An 18,233-nucleotide genomic window follows, 5' to 3' on the forward strand; every position below is an offset into this window, starting at 1 on the left:
GCTTGAAAATGCTTTAGCGGGTGCGCGAGAGCAGCGCCTCCGGCATGCCGCGCGCCACCGTCTGGGCGACCAACGCGGTGAGCACCGCCTTGATGGCGTCGCCGGGGATGAAGATCAGGCACGCCTTGGCGGCGTCGATGAGCGACAGGTCGGTCTTCAGCGCCATGCCGGCGATGCCGAAGGCGTAGAGCACGACGATGCCGCCAACGACCGAGGCGATCAGCGCCGAGGCGAACACCGCCTGCCGGCGCAGCAGGCTCATCAGGCCGCCGGCGACGAAGGCCGCCGCCACCCAGCCGAAGATGAAGCCGGCCGAGGGGGTGAAGAACACGCCGAGGCCGCCACGCCCGCCAGCGAGGATCGGCGCGCCGAGGGCGACGACGAACAGCACCAGCAGCATGGCGAGCGCGCCGCGCTTCGCCCCCAGCATCACCCCGGCCAGCATCGCGCCCATGCTCTGGGCGGTGATCGGCACGCCGCCGGCGATCGGCAGGTCGAATTTCGGCATCAGGCCGAGCACGGCGAAGATCGCGGCATAGAGGGCGATCTGCACGAGCGAGCGATCCTTCATCGGCGGGTTCCTCGGTTCATCGGCGGGGTTTTCATCGGCGCGGTTTTCATCGACGCTTGCCTCTCGGGGCGCCGCCGCGGGCGGTGAGCGCCTCGGCGGTATGGTGCGACAGTCTGAGCGTCTGAATACAGAAGGGGGCGAGCAGGCGCCAGCCGCCGCGCTTGCCGGTACGGGCGCGGTAGCTCTCGCCCAGCGCCTCCCACAGCGCGAACAGCAGCGGTACGAAGCGCAGCATCATCGCCACCATCAGCGCCACCGCCCGCGGCGACAGGCCGAACAGGGCCAGCGGGCGCAGGATCGGCTCGACGGCATCCATCATGTCGTCCATGCGGGTGGTCATGGTCACCGCATTGGCCAGCAGGATCATCGCCAGCAGGCGCAGCACCATGGCGATGCCGGCGGTGAGGCTGCCGGTCCACCAATGCAGGCCGAGCAGGATCACCAACAGCGGCAGCAGCGGGCGCAGGAGCGCGACCTGCCGCAGCGCCGCCCGACCAAGGCTGACATAGAGCACCAGCACCGCCGCCAGCAGCCCGCCCATCAGCGCCACGCTGTCGAACGGCGTGATGGCAAGGCTGATCAGCGCCAGCGCCAGCAGCTTCCAGCCGGCGGGGACGCCGTGCGCCCAGGTGCGCTCGGCGAGATAGAGCGAGATCACGGCGTGTCCCCGCCCTCCGCCGCCCCGGCGGCCGCCTCGGCGAAGCGACGATAGGCGGCGACCACCGCCTCCGGCGCGCCGTCCATCCGCACCCGGCCCTCATGCAGCCAGACCACCCGGTCGTAGCCGGAAAAGGCGTCGAGCTCGTGCGCGACCAGGATCACCTGCTGCGGCAGCGAGGCGATCATCGCCTCCAGCCGCCGGCGGGTGGTGAGATCGAGGCTGGAGAACGGTTCGTCGAGCACCAGCACCGCCGGCTGCATCACCAGCACGGCAATGATGCACAACAACTGCTTCTCGCCCTCGGAGAGCGCGTGCACCGGCCGCTCCGCCCAATGCGCGCGGCCATGGCGGGCGAGCACCGCCTTGGCCTCCTCGCGCGCCGCGCGCCGCGGGCGCCCGGCCTGTTCGAGGCTGAAGCCGATCTCCTCGGCCACGGTGGGGAAGATGATCTGGTGATCGGGGTTCTGGAAGATGAAGCCGACCTTGCGCGGCAGCTCGGCGGCGTGTTCGCGCGTGTCGAGGCCGTGCACCTCCACCCGGCCCTCGTCGGGCATCAGCAGGCCGTTAAGCAGGCGGGCCAGCGAGCTCTTGCCGGAGCCGTTGGCGCCGATCAGCCCGATGCGCCGCTCGGCAAGCGCGAGGGTGACGTCGGACAGCACCGGCCGGCCGCCACGGTTGAGCGTGACCTTGTCGAGGCGGATCGCCGGCGCCCCGGCCGCAGCCGCGTCGACGGCAACCGGCAGCTCGACGTGTCTCACAACATTTCCAGCGAGCGCCTGCGGCTCGGCGGCGGGAAGGCGGCGTCGAGCGCGGCGAGGTCGTCGGCATCGAGCTTGATGTCGCGGGCAGCGGCGTTCTCGCGCATGTGCTCGGGGCGCGACGCCTTGGGGATGACGATGTTGCCGGGATCGCGCAGTGCCCAGGCGAGCGCGACCTGGAACGGCTTCGCCCCATGCTTGGCGGCGATCCCGGCGAGCGCCCCGGCGGTCTTGATGCGGCCCTGCTCGATCGGGCTATAGGCCATCACCGGCATCTCGTGCTGCTGCAACCACGGCAGCAGGTCCCATTCCGGACCGCGGCGGGTGAGGTTGTAGAGCACCTGGTTGGTGACGCAGCCCTCGCCGCCCGGCGTCTCATAGAGCTCGTTCATGTCGTCGGTATCGAAGTTCGACACCCCCCAATGGCGGATCTTGCCCTGGCTCTTCAGGTGCTCGAAGCCGATGATGGTCTCGGCCAGCGGCACGCCCCCGCGCCAGTGCAGCAGATAGAGATCGAGCCGGTCGGTGTTCAGCCGCTTGAGGCTGCGTTCGCAGGCGGCGATCACGCCGGCGCGGCTGGCATTGTGCGGATAGACCTTCGAGACCAGGAACACCTTGTCACGCAGCCCGGCCAGCGCCTCGCCGAGGAAGCTCTCGCAGGCGCCTTCGCCGTACATCTCGGCAGTGTCGACCAGCTTCATGCCGAGCTCGACGCCGAGGCGCACCGATTCAGTCTCGTCTTTGCGGGCCGCCGGGCGCTCGCCCATCATCCAGGTGCCGATGCCGAGCGCGGGGACCTTCTCGCCGTCGGGAAGCTGAACCGTCTTCATCGCGACTTTCCTTACCTTTGCCTCACCTTTTGCGTCCGGACCGGCATGCCATCGCCGCCGCCGACGCGCAAGCATGCTATTCATAGCGGCGCCGTCGGTTTCTTTCGGAGTCCCATGTCCAGCGCGCCGTCCCAGAGCCTTGCCCCGCCGCCCGCCGCCGAGCAGGACAACGAGCTCGGCATCGAGCTGAGCGCGGTGATCTTCGCGGTCACCGGCGACGACCCCAAGGTACTCGCCATCCGCCACGGCGAAGCGCGCGACAGCGAGGGCGAGGGGCGCGAAGGCGAGTCACGCGACAAGCAGGGGCGCGAGGGGCTGCCTTCCGGCCCGCTGGAGCGCGGCCATCGCACGCTGGAGATCGGCCTGCGCTCCTGGGTGGAACGGCAGACCTTGCAGCATCTCGGCCATGTCGAGCAACTCTACACCTTCGGCGACCGCGCGCGCGGCGAGGACGGGCGACGCTCGCTGTCCCTCGCCTATCTCGCCCTGGTACGCGAGGCGCGCCCGGCCGGCGACGCCGACGCCTCCTGGCAGAGCTGGTACCGCTATTTCCCTTGGGAGGACTGGCGCGGCGGGCGGCCGGCGGTGCTCGACGTGCTGCTGCACGGGCTGCGCGCCTGGGCGGCGGCGGCCGAACGGCGCCTCGCCGACATCCGGGCCGACCGCATCACCCTGTGCTTCGGCGGCCCGCAGGAGGCCGGCTGGAACGAGGAACGGGTTCTGGAGCGCTACGAGCTGCTCTATGAGGCCGGGCTGGTGCAAGAGTCGCTGCGCGAAAACGGGGCGCTGCGCGGGCGCGGCGCCGAACGCGGCACCCACGCCGCCCCGCCCGCCGCCGGCAGCGAGATGACGGTGGATCACCGGCGCATGCTGGCGCTGGCCATCGCCCGGCTGCGCGGCAAGATCAAATACCGCCCGGTGGTGTTCGAGCTGATGCCGCCGAGCTTCACCCTGCTGCAATTGCAGCGCACGGTGGAGGCATTGTCGGGCGTGCGGCTGCACAAGGGCAATTTCCGCCGGCTGATCGAACAGCAGCGCCTGGTCGAGGAGACCGGCGAGGCCACCTCCGAGACCGGAGGCCGGCCGGCGCGGCTGGTGCGCTTCCGCCGCGAAGTGCTGCTGGAGCGCCCGGCACCGGGCGTGCGCCTGCCGAGCGGCGTGCGGCGCTGACGCGCGGTTCCGTCGCGGGAATGTAGCGCGGCAGCTTCTTCTCTCTTCCCAATGGGAGCGCGCCGGGGTGGCGAGGCTTCGACGATTCCCAATGTTGCCTCCCCTCACCGACCCGCTTCGCGGGCCATCTCTCCCCGACGGGGAGAGGAAAACGAAGAGGCCGGCTCCACCGCTATCATCCCGGACGACCATAAGGCCGATCCGGGATCGCGTGGACGTGCGGGGGCCTCAGCGCAACCTCGGCTCTCTGCTATGGCTGCGGCCGAGATGACGGCATTTGGAGGGAGCCAGCGTTCAGTCGCGCCCGTCGAGCCATTTCGACATGACGGTGCGCGGCGCCACCTCGAAGCCGAGATGCTGGTAGAAGCCGACCACCCTTGTATTGGTCTCGCGCACCAGCAACTGCACCTTCACGATGCCGCGCATGCGCAGCCAATGCTCCGCCGCCTCGACCATGAGCCGGCCGATGCCCTCGCCCTGCCGCGAGGGCGCGGCGGCAAGATAATAGAGCCAGCCGCGATGACCGTCATGGCCGACCATGACGGTGCCGGCCACCGCCCCGTCCGCTGCCCGCGCCACCAGCACATCCGAGGCCGCGCCGGCGCGGGCGAAGCGGAAATCCGTCGCCGGGTCATTATAGGGCACGGTGAGGCCGCAGGCCTGCCACAGCGCCACCACCCCGGCCTCGTCCGTTTCCTGCGCCGCCTCGATGGTGACACTCACCCGCCGCTACTCCCGTCTTTCCGCACCGTCCGGCACCGGCCGCACAGGCGGACGCGGGCATCTGCTCGCCGGCACCCGATCACGAGCGCCCGCGCAGCCGCCGCCACCGTTTCCGCCACCACGCCCGAAAGCCGATCTTCGCCAGCCGCGCCTCGATGGCGTCGAGGCGGCGCTCCAGCTGGACCTGCCCCTCCGCCTGCTGCGCGATGGCGGGGCCGAGGGCCTCGACACGCGCGGCGAGCGCCGACTGGGCTTCGGCGATTTCCCGCAACGCCGTCATGACCGAGCCGTCGGGCGGGACGGTTCCGAGCCTGCCGGCCAGCGCCGCCTGTCCCTCGGCCATCTCCTGCAACCGGGCCAGGGTCGGCGCCGCCGCCTCGATGGCGTCCAGCCGGCGCGACACCATTTCGCGGTAGTCGGCAATGACGTGCAGCAGGGTCATGATCGACCCGCCGGCGCCGGGATCCGCATTGAGATGCGTGCGCAGCAGCGCATTGCGGTAGAGCACGTTGTAGCGCGCGTGCAACCGGCGGCCGGCCTCGACCGAATTACCGTAGGAGCCGGTCGCCTCAGGCCGCAGGTGATAATAGGCCAGCGGCTGATCGAGAGTGCCGATATCGCCCACCGCGAAGACGCGCAGATTGTAGTCCCAGTCGCCTATCACCGGCAGCGTGTCGTTATAGAGGCCGATCTGCCGCACCACCGCCATGCGGATGACGAAGGCGATGGGACAGAAGACGTTCCGCGACAGCAGCTGGATGCCGTCGAGATCGGGCTGCCAGTCGTGCCAGGGCTCGCGGCTCAGCTCGACCACCCGGTCCGGCTCCAGCCGCTCATAGACGCGGATCATGCGGGTGAGGACGGCGGCGTAACTGCGGTTTTCCTCGCGCTGGAGGAAGCCGACCGTCTCCTTGAGGAAATCCGGGTGCCAGGCATCGTCGTCATCATGCACGACCATGAAATCGCCGGTGGCATGGGTCTGGGCCTGCGCCATCACCAGCGCACGGTTGGAGGCCGCCTCCATGCCGAGGCTGACCGGATTGTGGATCACGGTGAGCCGTCCGGCGAAGGCCTCGCGATGCGGCGCCAGCGTCGCCTCCACCGCCTCGGCATCGCCGCCGTCATTGACGAGATAGAGATGCCAGTCGGCGTGGCTCTGGCCGAGCACGCTCGAAAGCGCCCGCCCGAGCAGCAGATTGCGGTTGCGGGTGCGGGTGATGACCGCCACCCGGTTCCCCGCCGGCGCGGCCGACATCCAGTCGCTCCGCGACGGAAAAGGCGGTGTGAAGCTAGGCATGCGTGGTTCCCCGGAGCTCCCCTGCCCCGTTCCTAGAGCCTGCCGCGCGCCGGCAAGTCAAGCCTGCGCCTGAGGTTTTGCGGGTGGCCGCCGCAGCCGCCGGGCGAACCCGAATGAATTGTCGCGACGATAGGGAAGTTCCATCGTCCGATCTGTGACGAAGTGTTGACAGCGACTTATACTCAGTCCTAGCATAAGCCAGCTTAGGAATGGATGCCGGGCCTTTGGCCCGGTTCTTCTTGACCCTAATTATACTCAATCCGAGCATAAGGGAGGTCGCGATGCTCGACGCCGCTATCGCCGCCCGTGAGGAAGCCGCCATCGCCCCCCCCGATCTGCCGCGCCGCGACAGCGGGACGGCAGGACTGCCGCTGCCGGATCTCTATGCGCGGGTCGCCCGCCACATCACCCCGGCGGAATGGCCGCTCCATGCCCGCGAGGTCGAGGCGATCCAGCGGCTGAAGCGCGAGCGCAACGCGGTGATCCTCGGCCACAATTACCAGGCGCCGGAGATCTTCAACACCGTGGCCGACATCGTCGGCGACAGTCTGGCGCTCGCCCGCGAGGCGGTGAATGTCGAGGCCGACGTCATCGTCATGGCCGGCGTGCATTTCATGGCCGAGACGGCGAAGCTGCTCAACCCTTCCAAGACCGTGCTGATGCCGGACATGGGCGCGGGATGCTCGCTGGCGGATTCCATCACCGGCGCCGACATCCGCCTGCTGCGGCAGCATTATCCCGGCGTGCCGGTGGTCACCTACGTCAACACCTCCGCCGAGGTGAAGGCCGAGAGCGACTATTGCTGCACCTCCGGCAACGCGGTGAAGGTGGTGCGCCACGTCGCCAAGGAATGGGGCGTCAACCGCATCCTGATGCTGCCGGACGAGTATCTCGCCCAGAACGTGCAGAAGCAGGTGCCGGAGATCGAGCTGATCGCCTGGAAGGGCCATTGCGAGGTGCATGAGCGCTTCACGCCGCAGGACATACGCGACCTGCGCGACAACCATCCCGGCGTGGTGGTGCTGGCGCATCCCGAATGCCCGCCGGAGGTGGTGGCGGAGGCCGACTATGCCGGCTCCACCGCCGACATGGCCAATTATGTCGGCAGCCACAAGCCGGGCCGGGTGGTGCTGATCACCGAATGCTCGATGGCCGACAATGTCGCGGTGAACCATCCCGACATCGAGTTCGTGCGGCCGTGCAACCTGTGCCCGCACATGCGCCGCATCACCTTAGCCAACATCCGCCGGGCGCTGGAAACCATGCAGGGCGCGGTGGAGATCGACCCGGCGCTGGCCGAGCGCGCCCGCGCCGCGGTCGAGCGCATGATCGCCATCCGCTAACCGCTCGCCCCGGGCGAGCCGCATCAGGACCAACGTCATGACGCATACCGACCGGGCGCGGACCGATGGCGCCATCGTCATCGGCGGCGGCATTGCCGGGCTGGCCACCGCCCTGCACCTCGCCGCCGGACGGCTGCCGGTGACGCTGCTGGTCGCCGGGCCGCTCGGGGCGGGAGCGGCGACCTTCTGGGCGCAGGGCGGCATCGCCGCCGCGCTCGGCGCCGACGACCGGCCGGACCTGCACGCCATCGACACGCTGACCGCCGGCGCCGGGCTCGCAGAGCCCGAGGCGGCGCGGCGCGTCGCCGGCGCGGCGCCGGCGGCGATCGACTGGCTGGTCTCGATCGGCGCGCCGTTCGACCGCGCGGCCGGCGGCGCCCTGGCACTGGGGCTGGAGGCAGCGCATTCGCGCCGGCGCATCGTCCATGCCGAGGGCGACGGCACCGGCCGGGTGGTGTTGCAGACGCTGATCGCCGCCGTCCGCGCCAACCCTCTGGTGACCCTGCTGGAAGGCACAAGCGCCACCGCGCTGCTCACCGACGCGCAAGGCGGCATCGCCGGCGTCGCGGTGCGGGACATGGAAGGCCATGCCGCCGAGCTGACCGGCCGGGCGGTGGTGCTGGCCACCGGCGGGCTCGGCGCGCTCTACGCCTCCACCACCAATCCGCTCGGCGCCACCGGCTCCGGGCTGGCATTGGCGGCTCGCGCCGGCGCGGTGATGCGCGACATGGAGTTCGTGCAGTTCCATCCCACCGCCATCGCCTGTGGCGCCGACCCGATGCCGCTCGCCACCGAAGCGCTGCGCGGCGAAGGCGCCCGCCTGTTCAACGATCGCGGCGACCGCTTCATGGCCGATATTCCCGGCGCCGAGCTCGCGCCGCGCGACGTGGTGGCCCGCGCCATCTTCGCCGAACTGGCAGCCGGCCGCCGCGTGGTGCTGGACGCGCGGCTGAAGCATGTCGAGCGCCGTTTCCCCGGCGTGGTGGCGCTGTGCCGCGCCAATGGGCTCGATCCGCTGCGCGACCCGATCCCGGTGCGGCCGGCGGCGCATTACCACATGGGCGGCGTCGAGGTGGATGCCACCGGCCGCAGCGGCCTCCCCGGCCTGTGGGCGTGCGGCGAGGTCGCCTCCACCGGCCTGCACGGCGCCAACCGGCTGGCGAGCAACTCGCTGCTGGAAGCGCTTGCCTATGCCGGCTGGATCGCCGCCGATATCGCCGCCGCCATTCCCGCCGGCACGCCGCCGCCGGCCGCGGTACCGGCGCTCCCCGCCCCGCCCGCCCCGGCGCTGCGGCAGCTGATGGACCGGCAGGTCGGCGTGGTACGCGACAAGGCCGGCCTCGCCGAGGCGGTCGCCACGCTCGCCGGTGCCGGCGACGAGGACGCGACGCGGGTGGCGCTCATGGTCGCCAGCGCCGCGCTGGCCCGCAGCGAAAGCCGCGGCGGGCATTTCCGCGCCGACCATCCGCATCCGGCCACCCCGACATGGCACAGCCGCCTGACGCTCGGCCAGGTGGCCGAACCGGGGACCGAACCGGAGCCCGACCGTGTGCGGCGCGCGGCGATGACTGACGATGCCGAGCGGCAGGTTGCCTGAGAACCACCGCCCTAAGCGGCATTGCCCGACGCCGACCGCCCGGGGCGGCCGCCCGACAAGCACGCCGCCCGACGAGACCCGCCTGATCCCTTCCTGCCTCGAGACCGTGCCATGTCCCTGTCCCCGCTTCCGCGCCTGATGATCGAGCCACTGGTCCGCGCCGCCTTCCTGGAGGATCTCGGCCGCGCCGGCGACATCACCACCGACGCGGTGATCCCGGCCGAGCTGCGGTTTTCGGCGGTGATCGGCAGCCGCCAGCCCGGCGTGCTCGCCGGCATCGACGTCGCGGCGCTGGCCTTCGAACTGATCGACCCGGCGCTGCGGATCGAGATCGTGCGCGGCGACGGCACGCCGGTGGCGCCCGGCGACGTGGTGCTGAAGGTGGAAGGCGCCGCGCGCTCCATCCTCACCGGCGAACGGGTGGCGCTCAATTTCGCCAGCCACCTCTCCGGTATCGCCACCGCCACCGCCTCGCTGGTCAGCGTGGCGCGCGCTCATGGCAAGGCGCAGGTGGTGTGCACCCGCAAGACCACGCCGGGGCTGCGGGCGCTGGAGAAGCACGCGGTGAAGGCCGGCGGCGGCTCCAACCACCGCTTCGGCCTCGACGATGCGGTGCTGATCAAGGACAACCACATCGCAGTGGCCGGCGGCGTCGCCACCGCCATCGCCCGTGCCCGCGCCCATGCCGGCCACATGGTGAAGATCGAGGTGGAGGTCGACACCCTCGCCCAGCTCGACGAGGCGATGGCGGCCGGGGTCGATGCGGTGCTGCTCGACAATATGGACCCGGCGACGCTGACGGAAGCGGTGCGGATCGTCGGCGGCCGCGCCCTCACCGAGGCGTCGGGGCGCATCAATCGCGAGACCATCGGCGCGGTGGCGGCGAGCGGGGTCGACCTGATCTCGGTCGGCTGGATCACCCACAGCGCCCCGGTCCTCGACCTCGGGCTCGACGCGCTGGAGGTGGTAGCGGTCTCCTGATCCGTTGATTTTAGTGGGATTGCCGCTGCTCTGCCCTTGAAACGGGCATGCTTTTGTGCGATGCATATAAGGGTCTGCTAATGACCATGCGGGAGAGATCGACCCTCCCTTCATGGATGCGTGCCGGCGCCGACGGAGCAACCCCCCAGGAAACTCTCAGGCAAAAGGACCGCGTGGTCAGGACGATCTGGAGAGAGGCGGCGGCGCCGTTCTAGCGCTCGTCGTCCACCGAAGGGGAAGCCCGGGAAGGCGACGGTCTGTCCGTCCATCTCGGGGCGAGCTCTCAGGTATCCGCGACAGATTGGGGACAGTCGGCTGAAACGCCAAACATGCCTAGCGGCATGGGCGAGGCAGCTTCGTCGTCCTCAAGCGCGGGAGAGCCCCATGCGCAGCTTCGCCGTCATCGGTGCCGGCATTACCGGTATCACCACAGCCTATTCCCTCATTCGCAAGGGTTATGACGTCACCGTCATCGACCGCCAGCGCTATCCGGCGATGGAGACCTCCTTCGCCAATGGCGGCCAGCTCTCGGCCTCCAATGCCGAGGTGTGGAACTCCTGGGCGACCGTGTTCAAGGGCATCAAATGGATGCTCACCCCGGACGCGCCGCTGCTGATGAACCCCAAGCCCTCCTGGCACAAATACAGCTGGATGGCCGAGTTCCTCGCCAATATCCCGAACTACCGCGCCAATACGGTGGAGACCACCCGCCTCGCCATCGCCTCGCGCAAATACATGTTCGAGATCGCCGAGCGCGAGAAGATCGACTTCAACCTGGAAAAGCGCGGCATCCTGCACATCTACCGCGACAAGGCGAGCTTCGAGGGCGCCGGCCGCGTCAGCCAGATGTATGCCGAAGGCGGATTGTCGCGCCGGCCGGTGACGCCGGACGAGATGCGCGGCCTCGAGCCGACGCTGCACGGCCATTACTACGGCGGCTACTTCACCGAATCCGATTCCACCGGCGACATCCATAAATTCACCCGCGGCCTCGCCGATGCGTGCAAGCGGCTCGGCGTCAGCTTCGTCAACGAAGCCACGGTGGAGAGCGTGACCCATACCGGCAAGGGCCGGGACGGCACCGGGATCGATATCGCCTTTTCCGTCGCCGCCAGCGACGAGAGCGGCCTCGCCACCCATGAGACCCGCTCCTTCGACGGCGTCGTGGTCTGCGCCGGCGTCGGCTCGCGCGACCTCGCCGCCAAGCTCGGCGACCGGGTGAACATCTACCCGGTGAAGGGCTACTCGATCACCGTGATGCTCGACGACGAGAAGAGCCAGAACGGCGCGCCCTGGGTGAGCCTGCTCGACGACAAGACCAAGATCGTCACCTCGCGCCTCGGCAAGGATCGCTTCCGCGTCGCCGGCACCGCCGAGTTCAACGGCGAGAACCGCGACATCCGCGACGACCGCGTGCGGCCGCTGATCGACTGGACCCGCCGGCTGTTCCCGGACGTGAACACCAGCCGCTGCGTGCCGTGGGCCGGCCTGCGGCCGATGCTGCCGAGCATGCTGCCGCGCGTCGGCGCCGGCAAGCTGCCGGGGGTGTTCTACAATACCGGCCACGGCCATCTCGGCTGGACGCTGTCGGCGGTCACCGCCGAGATGGTCGGCGAGAAGATCGCCGCCGCCCTGCCGGTGGAAGCGCCGGTTGCGGTGCCGTTCGCCATCGCGGCGGAGTGAGGATGGGCCGACCGTAGTAGAATCACAATTGCGGGCGAGACGCCCGCAATTGTGACAAATTGGCCTCACTCCGATCGACTTAACACGACAGTCAATCCTGCAAAGACAACGGCAGCAGCCAACGCCCAAATGCCATGGGTCAGCCCCCCGTTCTCAAACAAGTTGATCGCCATATCGGAGAAAGCGGCCGCAAGCACAGCAAAAGCTATGTGGGACTTGGCGCGCATATCGAGCACCTGTATCTTGGGTTGAGGTGCCGTGAGTTTGACTGCACCGAAGCGCAATTGGCATGCAAGCGGGCGCAACATCGCGAAGCGCGGCGCAAGGGAGCGAAACGTGTCGGCGCTGCTACGTTTCGCTTCACTTCTTGATCGTCACTTGAGCAATGGCTCGCGCCCGGGGAAGACCAGCGCGGAACCGTGGACCAATGTCGACTTTGCAAAGAACGTGACTGGTACCCACGATAAGGGTAGCGATTTTGTCTCGGATCGGAGTGTAGCGAACTGGCGTAAGGGCCAAGCCCTGCCATCGGCAATCGAACCAATTCTCAATGCGCTTTTCGGAACAAAGGGGTTCAATCCTTCCGAACGTGAAGAACTGCGACAAAGCTACCTCGATGCAAAGCGTGAGCGGGCCAACAAGATTCTCGCGCAGACAGAACCTGATCCTGCGGGAGCGACATGGGTCGCTCGCGATGATCAGTTCATTATCGATCGCTCCGCACAATCATCGGACGTGCAGGCTGCTGCGGATCCGCTCATCCAGCAGCAGCAGATGATGCTCCGTATCTTCACGGCAGATTTGGTGGAGGAAACTAGAAGGCTGGGAAACTCCCCTACGTGGTCAAGATTGCATCCGGCCGCCTATGCATTTCTAGCAATCGTGAACGAAAATCCGCAGCAAGTGCCGCAGCACCTCGGATCGGCATACGGCTGGATGCTGCGGCTGGGTCGCTGCTTGGAGACCCACAAGGAACTCGAAACGACCCCTGATTTCACCCATAGCCCACTCGACCCCGTGATTAGTGCGTCGCTTCGCGACGTTGTTCGCATAGGTGCGCCCTGGTTACGGAATTTTCCGACAGCCGCGAAGTGGGACGATGAAGCCGGCAAAATGCTGGGACGGCCCGACATGTATAAGCCTGCACTCAATTTTACACGAATTGCCCGGGCTAAACTTGCGATTTCGGAAGATGACGCGCGTGAGATAGACCATCTCGCGGAAACTGCGGCTTCTGGCGGCGTTCTTGGTGGAAAATCCAACGCCCGAACTGTTGCGACCGCCAATAACCTGCTTATCGCCGGAGCGGCAGTTGTTGAACCTCAAGCGGCATCGACACTCGCCAAGCGGGCACTGGAAACACTCGTAGCGGCTGAAAAAGACGTAGCCGCGCTTGCTGCCGATCAACCCGCAGAATTACGAGATGTACTTTTATCTGTCATAGAATCTGAGACAACACAGAATATAATAAAAATTAATGATTATCAATCAACCAAAATTGATTATACAGATGAAATTTCGGAAAATAATTTTTATATAAACACTTTCCATTGGAATATTTTGAAATCAAATACAAATTGCTTCCTACCAAATCTCGTAAATATACTCGACCGAGAAGACATAAGAAGTCATTATATATCCGAATCTGCTATTAGAGCAGGAATTAAGAAAATTTCTACTCGCATGATAGATGGAGTCAGAAATTTTACAGCGATATCGTATTCAAAAGCTCAAGAAATAATATTTGCGTACATGAAAATTCGAGAAGAATATGCTATGATTCGTGAAGAATTTTCTTCTCTTCCCATTATTTATGAAAGAGACATCGTAATTGCTCCATTTATGCTGGTTAATTTGTCTAAATATCTTGAAGTTGCCAACATGACACCGGCCATCCTAGCAGCTTCAAGTGGCGTTTCTCGAGGCGCCATCTCGCATGCGTTGGAGAATACCAAGGGAGTATGTGGTCGCGTTTCAGGCGGAATTGCCCATGCGATCCACAACACTCTGCTGCCGTTGTGTCCGGGTCTGCCGGCCCTTGCGGTGTTCGCAGACACAAGTCCGTTTGGCATCAAGCATGTTCCGGGCACGCCCTTTACGTTAAACGATCTGCTGCTGCCGCTGCCTAGGCCGTTGCCGGCAGAATGGAGGAGGTGAGGACAAAGACGCCCCCCTCACACCCTTGCCGCCCTGAGCCGCAGCGCATTGGCGATGACGCTGACCGAGGACAGCGACATGGCGAGCGCCGCCACCATCGGCGACAGCAGAAGGCCGAAGATCGGGTAGAGCACGCCCGCCGCGATCGGCACGCCGCCGGCATTGTAGACGAAGGCGAAGAACAGGTTCTGCCGGATGTTGGCCATCGTCGCCGCCGAAAGGCGCCGCGCCTTGACGATGCCCATCAGGTCGCCCTTGAGCAGCGTCACCCCGGCACTCTCGATGGCGACATCGGTGCCGTGGCCCATGGCGATGCCGACATCGGCCGCCGCCAGCGCCGGCGCGTCGTTCACCCCGTCGCCGGCCATGGCGACGACGCGGCCCTCGCGCTTCAGCCGGGCGACCACATTCGCCTTGTCCTCCGGCGACACCTCCGCCTCGACATCCTTGATGCCGAGGCGCGCCGCCACCGCCTGCGCAGTGGTGCGGTTGTCGCCGGTGAGCATGACGACGCGCACGCCATCCGCCGCCAGCGCCTTGAGCGCGGCGGGCGTGGTGTCCTTCACCTTGTCGGCGATGGCGAGGATGGCGGCCGGCTTGCCGTTCACCGCCAGATAGATGGCGCTGGCGCCGTCCTTGCGCAGCACGTCGGCGCGGGCGGCCAGCGACGACACGTCGATGCCGAGGCCCGACAGGAAGCCGGCCGAGCCGATCATCACCCGCTTGCCCTCGACCAGGCCATAGGCGCCCTTGCCGACCGGCGAATCGAAGCCGCGCACCTTGGGCAGATCGAGGCCGCGCGCCTTCGCCGCCTCGACGATCGCATGGGCGAGCGGATGCTCCGAGGGTGCCTCGACAGCGGCGGCGAGCCGCAGCGCGCCGGCCTCGTCGAAGCCATCAGCCGGCTCGATGACTATGAGGCTGGGCCGCCCTTCGGTGAGCGTGCCGGTCTTGTCGACGACGAGGGTATCCACCGAAGCCAACCGTTCCAGTGCCTCGGCGTTCTTGATCAGCACGCCCATCTGCGCGCCGCGCCCCACCCCGACCATGATCGACATCGGCGTCGCCAGCCCCAGCGCGCAGGGGCAGGCGATGATCAGCACCGCCACCGCGGCGATCAGGCCATGGGCGAATTTCGGATCCGGCCCGAACAGCGCCCAGGCGGCGAAGGCGATGAGCGCGCACAGCACCACCAGCGGCACGAACCAGCCGGCGACGCGGTCGGCGAGGCGCTGGATCGGCGCGCGCGAGCGCTGCGCCTCGGCCACCATCTGCACGATGCGGGCGAGCATGGTGTCGCGGCCGACCTTCTGGGCGATCATGACGAGGCCGCCGGAGCGGTTCAGCGTGCCGCCGATCAGCTTGTCGCCGGTGCTCTTGGTGACCGGCATGGATTCGCCGGTGACCAGGCTCTCGTCGAGCGCCGAGCGGCCCTCTTCCACCGTGCCGTCGACCGGCACCTTCTCGCCGGGGCGCACGCGCAGACGGTCGCCGACGGCGATGGCGTCGAGCGGCACCTCCTCCTCCGAGCCGTCTTCGTTCAGGCGGCGGGCGGTCTTGGGGGCGAGATCGAGCAGCGCCTTCAGGGCGCCGGAGGTCTGCTCGCGGGCGCGCAGTTCCAGCACCTGCCCGAGCAGCACCAGCACGGTGATGACGGCGGCGGCCTCGAAATACACCGCCACCGTGCCATCGGCGGCGCGGAAGGCGGCGGGGAACACGCTCGGCGCCAGCACGGCGACGAGGCTGTAGATGTAAGCGACGCCGGTGCCCAGCGCGATCAGCGTGAACATGTTGAGGTTGCGGGTGACCAGCGAATCCCAGCCGCGCTGGAAGAACGGCCAGCCGGCCCACAGCACCACCGGAGTCGCTAGCGCCAGCTGGATCCAGTTTGAGAATTCCGGGGGCACCAGATGGTGCAGCGCCGGCACCAGATGCGCGCCCATCTCCAGCGCGAAGACCGGCACGGCCAGCGCGAGGCCGACCCAGAAGCGCCGGGTCATGTCGATCAGTTCATGGTTCGGCCCGTCATCGAGGCTGACCAGCATGGGTTCGAGCGCCATGCCGCAGATCGGGCAGGAACCGGGCCCGATCTGGCGGATCTCCGGGTGCATCGGGCAGGTATATTCGGTGCCTTCGGGCACCGGCGCGGCCGGCGCCTTGTCGCCAAGGTATTTTTGCGGGTCGGCGATGAACTTCGTCCGGCAGCCGGCCGAGCAGAAATAATAGGTGAGGCCGTTATGGTCGGCCTTCAGCGTCGCGGTGTGCGGATCGACATCCATGCCGCAGACCGGGTCCTTGGCCATGTGGGATGCCTCGCCGGTGGCACCCGCCGGAGCGGCATGGCTATGGCCGTGCAGGTGGTCGTGGCTGTGGCCGTGAGTGTGTCCGTGAGTGTGTCCGTGCGGATGTCCGTGATCGTGCGAATGGGCATGAGCCTGCGCATCGTCATGATCATGATGCCCGCCGCAGCAGGAGCCGGACGTGTCCGCCTTCTCCGCAGCCGGCGCGGAAGCGTGCCCGCCACAGCAGGCGGACGCCTGCTCTTTCGGCTTCGGGGCGGCATGTCCGCCGCAGCACGACGCGCCCTCGCCCGGCGCGCGGGCCGCATGATCGTGATCGCCGTGAGCCATCGCTATCCTCCTTATACCCCACCCGGGTATCAGACACTTGCGATATATACCCCCTTAGGGTATATGACAAGCATGCAGAACGACGCGCGCAGTTCCTGTCTGAAACGCCTTAGCCGCATCGAGGGCCAGGTGCGGGGGATCTCCCGCATGGTGGAGGACAACCGCTATTGCATCGACATCGTCACCCAGGTGGCGGCGGTGCGGGCGGCGCTGAAACGGGTGGAGGAGGAGGTGCTGCGCGACCATGTCGCGCATTGCGTCGAGCACGCCATTGCCTCCGGCGACCCGGACGAGCAGCGCCGCAAGATCACCGAACTGGTGGAGACGCTCGGCAAGGTGAACGGGTGAGCGGCAGCCTTCGCTCTCGTGCGGCACTATCCGTCCAAGGCCAGGTCATCGCCGGACTTGATCCGAGGCGTGGATGCCCGGGCCGAGCCCGGGCATGACGGAGTTCCGGCGGCGCCCCTTTTAGGAAGACCGTCAGGGGCGCTCTATTCCGGCGCCTTCAGCCCCAGCGAGGCGACATAGCCGCGATTGATCGTTGTCTTGGCGAAGCGGGCATTGTCGAGATAGGCACGCAGCGTCGCCACCACCTGCTCGCGCGGCGGTTTTTGCATCCTGTCCCACTCCGAGCGCGGCGCCGAGCCGAAGGCGGCGATGGCGTCCCAGCCCTCCGGCTTGGCGATGGAGGCCACGGTGGAACGGGAATCAAGGTTCTTGTAGGTCCAGAAGCTCCAGCCGATGCCGAACTTCTCGTTCATCGCCCGATACTTGGCGTTCCACTCGTCGGTGAGCTCGCCGGTCTCGCCGAGGAAGATCGGCACGCCCCAGCGATTGGCGAAATTGACGTAATCCTGCACCTCGCGCCGCTCCGGGCTGGCCCAGAACTTGTGGTAGGTGTAGCCGACATTCCCGGCGAAGGGCGGGCCGAACACGCCGAAATTGGTGCTCCACTGCGCCGCCGCCAGGATCACCGGGTGGTTGGGATCGACCTGCCGGATCGCCGCGGTGATCTCGGCATAAAGCGGCTCCAGCCGCGGATTGAGATAATCCATGTCGTGATAGGGCGAGATCGGCTCGTTGAGCAGATCATAGGCGAGCACCGCCGTCTCGTCCTTGTAGCGCTCGGCGATCGCCCGCCACATGGTGATGGTGCGGCGCTTGAACTCCGGCACGTAGAAGGTCAGCGGATAGCCGACACCGTCGTCATGGTTCACCCCGGTCTGGCCGCCCGGCGCGGCGTGGATGTCGAGGATCACCTTGATATCGTGCGCCTTCGCCCAGCCGACGGCGCGATCGATCAGCGCCCAGCCCTCGCCCTGCGGATCGACCCGCGCGGGATCGGCCGGATCGAGGAAGAACTTCCAATGCAGCGGAATGCGCACGGTGGTGAAGCCGGCGGCGGAGAGGAAGGCGAAGTCGTCCTCGCGGATATAGACGTCGCGGAAGTCCCTCCAGAAGCGCGCCGCCTCCTCCGGGCCGGCGAGATACTGGATCACGTCCTCGATCTCGCGCGGCGAGCGCTGGACCTTGAACTTGAACATGTAGCCTTCCGGCAGCAGCCAGTTGCCGAAGCTCATGCCGCGGACCGGGAAGGTCGAGCCGTCCGGCCGGACGAAGCGGGTGCCCTCGGCGCGCACGAAGCCGGGTACCGCCTCGTTCGGCGAGGCCGGGACGGGTGCGGGGGCGGCCTGCTGCGCCGAGGCCGGCGCGGCAAAAGCGACGGCGAAAGCGACAAGGGCGGCGGAAATGCAGAGGCAGGAGCGGGGGCGAGCGATCATGGCGCGCCAAGCTAGCGCATGTCCGGCACGCGGGAAATCTCCCGCCGCGCC

16 protein-coding genes and 2 riboswitches are annotated in these 18,233 nt (G+C 67.4%); of the genes, 7 read left to right on the forward strand and 9 right to left on the reverse strand.

Annotated features, from left to right (window positions below):
* Nucleotides 1-13: 13 nt before the first annotated feature.
* The 4 genes from KHC24_RS19270 to KHC24_RS19285 are packed head-to-tail and all read right to left on the reverse strand — an operon-like array spanning nt 14 to nt 2,820.
* The gene (locus KHC24_RS19270) at nt 14-571 is read right to left on the reverse strand and encodes a biotin transporter BioY (protein ID WP_213364915.1); all 558 of its coding nucleotides are present in this window, start codon (nt 569-571) and stop codon (nt 14-16) included.
* 46 nt (nt 572-617) lie between these two features.
* A complete protein-coding gene (locus KHC24_RS19275) occupies nt 618-1,229 on the reverse strand; it encodes an energy-coupling factor transporter transmembrane component T family protein (protein ID WP_213364916.1) in 612 nt (203 codons plus the stop codon).
* Nucleotides 1,226-1,990: an energy-coupling factor ABC transporter ATP-binding protein gene (locus KHC24_RS19280; protein ID WP_271180614.1), complete on the reverse strand. Its 765-nt coding sequence runs from the start codon at nt 1,988-1,990 to the stop codon at nt 1,226-1,228. The genes KHC24_RS19275 and KHC24_RS19280 overlap by 4 nt, the downstream gene beginning before the upstream one ends.
* Nucleotides 1,987-2,820, reverse strand: coding sequence for an aldo/keto reductase (locus KHC24_RS19285; RefSeq protein ID WP_213364917.1), 834 nt, complete (start codon nt 2,818-2,820; stop codon nt 1,987-1,989). The genes KHC24_RS19280 and KHC24_RS19285 overlap by 4 nt, the downstream gene beginning before the upstream one ends.
* 114 nt (nt 2,821-2,934) lie before the next feature.
* Here KHC24_RS19285 and KHC24_RS19290 point away from each other — a divergent pair, with 114 nt between their 5' ends.
* Nucleotides 2,935-3,990 carry an NUDIX hydrolase gene (locus KHC24_RS19290; RefSeq protein ID WP_213364918.1) on the forward strand — a complete coding sequence of 352 codons (1,056 nt, stop codon included), beginning with the start codon at nt 2,935-2,937 and terminating at the stop codon, nt 3,988-3,990.
* A 294-nt stretch (nt 3,991-4,284) separates the two neighbouring features.
* Here KHC24_RS19290 and KHC24_RS19295 read toward each other — a convergent pair whose 3' ends face one another.
* Both KHC24_RS19295 and KHC24_RS19300 read right to left on the reverse strand, forming a co-directional pair.
* Nucleotides 4,285-4,713 (reverse strand): GNAT family acetyltransferase, encoded by a 429-nt coding sequence (locus tag KHC24_RS19295; protein WP_213364919.1) that lies wholly within the window; start codon nt 4,711-4,713, stop codon nt 4,285-4,287.
* A gap of 79 nt (nt 4,714-4,792) precedes the next feature.
* Nucleotides 4,793-5,968, reverse strand: a complete 1,176-nt coding sequence (locus tag KHC24_RS19300; RefSeq protein WP_213364920.1) for a glycosyltransferase family 2 protein — start codon at nt 5,966-5,968, stop codon at nt 4,793-4,795.
* 323 nt (nt 5,969-6,291) lie between these two features.
* On the opposite strand from KHC24_RS19300, the gene nadA reads away from it, so the two are divergent.
* From nadA to KHC24_RS19320, 4 genes are all read left to right on the forward strand, one after another.
* Nucleotides 6,292-7,353 (forward strand): quinolinate synthase NadA, encoded by a 1,062-nt coding sequence (nadA, locus tag KHC24_RS19305; RefSeq protein ID WP_213364921.1) that lies wholly within the window; start codon nt 6,292-6,294, stop codon nt 7,351-7,353.
* 37 nt (nt 7,354-7,390) lie between these two features.
* Nucleotides 7,391-8,950, forward strand: a complete 1,560-nt coding sequence (locus KHC24_RS19310) for an L-aspartate oxidase (RefSeq protein ID WP_213364922.1) — start codon at nt 7,391-7,393, stop codon at nt 8,948-8,950.
* 111 nt (nt 8,951-9,061) lie between these two features.
* Nucleotides 9,062-9,931 (forward strand): carboxylating nicotinate-nucleotide diphosphorylase, encoded by an 870-nt coding sequence (gene nadC, locus KHC24_RS19315; protein ID WP_213364923.1) that lies wholly within the window; start codon nt 9,062-9,064, stop codon nt 9,929-9,931.
* Nucleotides 9,932-10,010: 79 nt separating this feature from the next.
* Nucleotides 10,011-10,113, forward strand: a riboswitch (glycine riboswitch).
* Nucleotides 10,114-10,239: riboswitch (glycine riboswitch) on the forward strand.
* Between the two features lie 76 nt (nt 10,240-10,315).
* Nucleotides 10,316-11,614, forward strand: a complete 1,299-nt coding sequence (locus KHC24_RS19320; protein WP_213364924.1) for a D-amino acid dehydrogenase — start codon at nt 10,316-10,318, stop codon at nt 11,612-11,614.
* A gap of 65 nt (nt 11,615-11,679) precedes the next feature.
* Here KHC24_RS19320 and KHC24_RS19325 read toward each other — a convergent pair whose 3' ends face one another.
* Nucleotides 11,680-11,841, reverse strand: a complete 162-nt coding sequence (locus tag KHC24_RS19325) for a hypothetical protein (RefSeq protein ID WP_213364925.1) — start codon at nt 11,839-11,841, stop codon at nt 11,680-11,682.
* A gap of 31 nt (nt 11,842-11,872) precedes the next feature.
* Between KHC24_RS19325 and KHC24_RS19330 the strand changes: the two genes are divergently transcribed.
* On the forward strand, nt 11,873-13,771 hold the full coding sequence (locus KHC24_RS19330) for a hypothetical protein (protein ID WP_213364926.1): 1,899 nt from the start codon (nt 11,873-11,875) through the stop codon (nt 13,769-13,771).
* Between the two features lie 17 nt (nt 13,772-13,788).
* On the opposite strand, the gene KHC24_RS19335 is transcribed toward KHC24_RS19330, so the two are convergent.
* Nucleotides 13,789-16,401, reverse strand: coding sequence for a heavy metal translocating P-type ATPase (locus KHC24_RS19335; RefSeq protein ID WP_213364927.1), 2,613 nt, complete (start codon nt 16,399-16,401; stop codon nt 13,789-13,791).
* A gap of 72 nt (nt 16,402-16,473) precedes the next feature.
* On the opposite strand from KHC24_RS19335, the gene KHC24_RS19340 reads away from it, so the two are divergent.
* On the forward strand, nt 16,474-16,749 hold the full coding sequence (locus tag KHC24_RS19340; RefSeq protein ID WP_213364928.1) for a metal-sensitive transcriptional regulator: 276 nt from the start codon (nt 16,474-16,476) through the stop codon (nt 16,747-16,749).
* A gap of 143 nt (nt 16,750-16,892) precedes the next feature.
* On the opposite strand, the gene KHC24_RS19345 is transcribed toward KHC24_RS19340, so the two are convergent.
* Nucleotides 16,893-18,182, reverse strand: a complete 1,290-nt coding sequence (locus tag KHC24_RS19345) for a glycoside hydrolase family 5 protein (RefSeq protein WP_213364929.1) — start codon at nt 18,180-18,182, stop codon at nt 16,893-16,895.
* Nucleotides 18,183-18,233: the final 51 nt, after the last annotated feature.

The sequence above is a fragment of the Ancylobacter defluvii genome, from assembly GCF_018390605.1.
GTDB classification, from domain to species: Bacteria; Pseudomonadota; Alphaproteobacteria; order Rhizobiales; family Xanthobacteraceae; genus Ancylobacter; species Ancylobacter defluvii.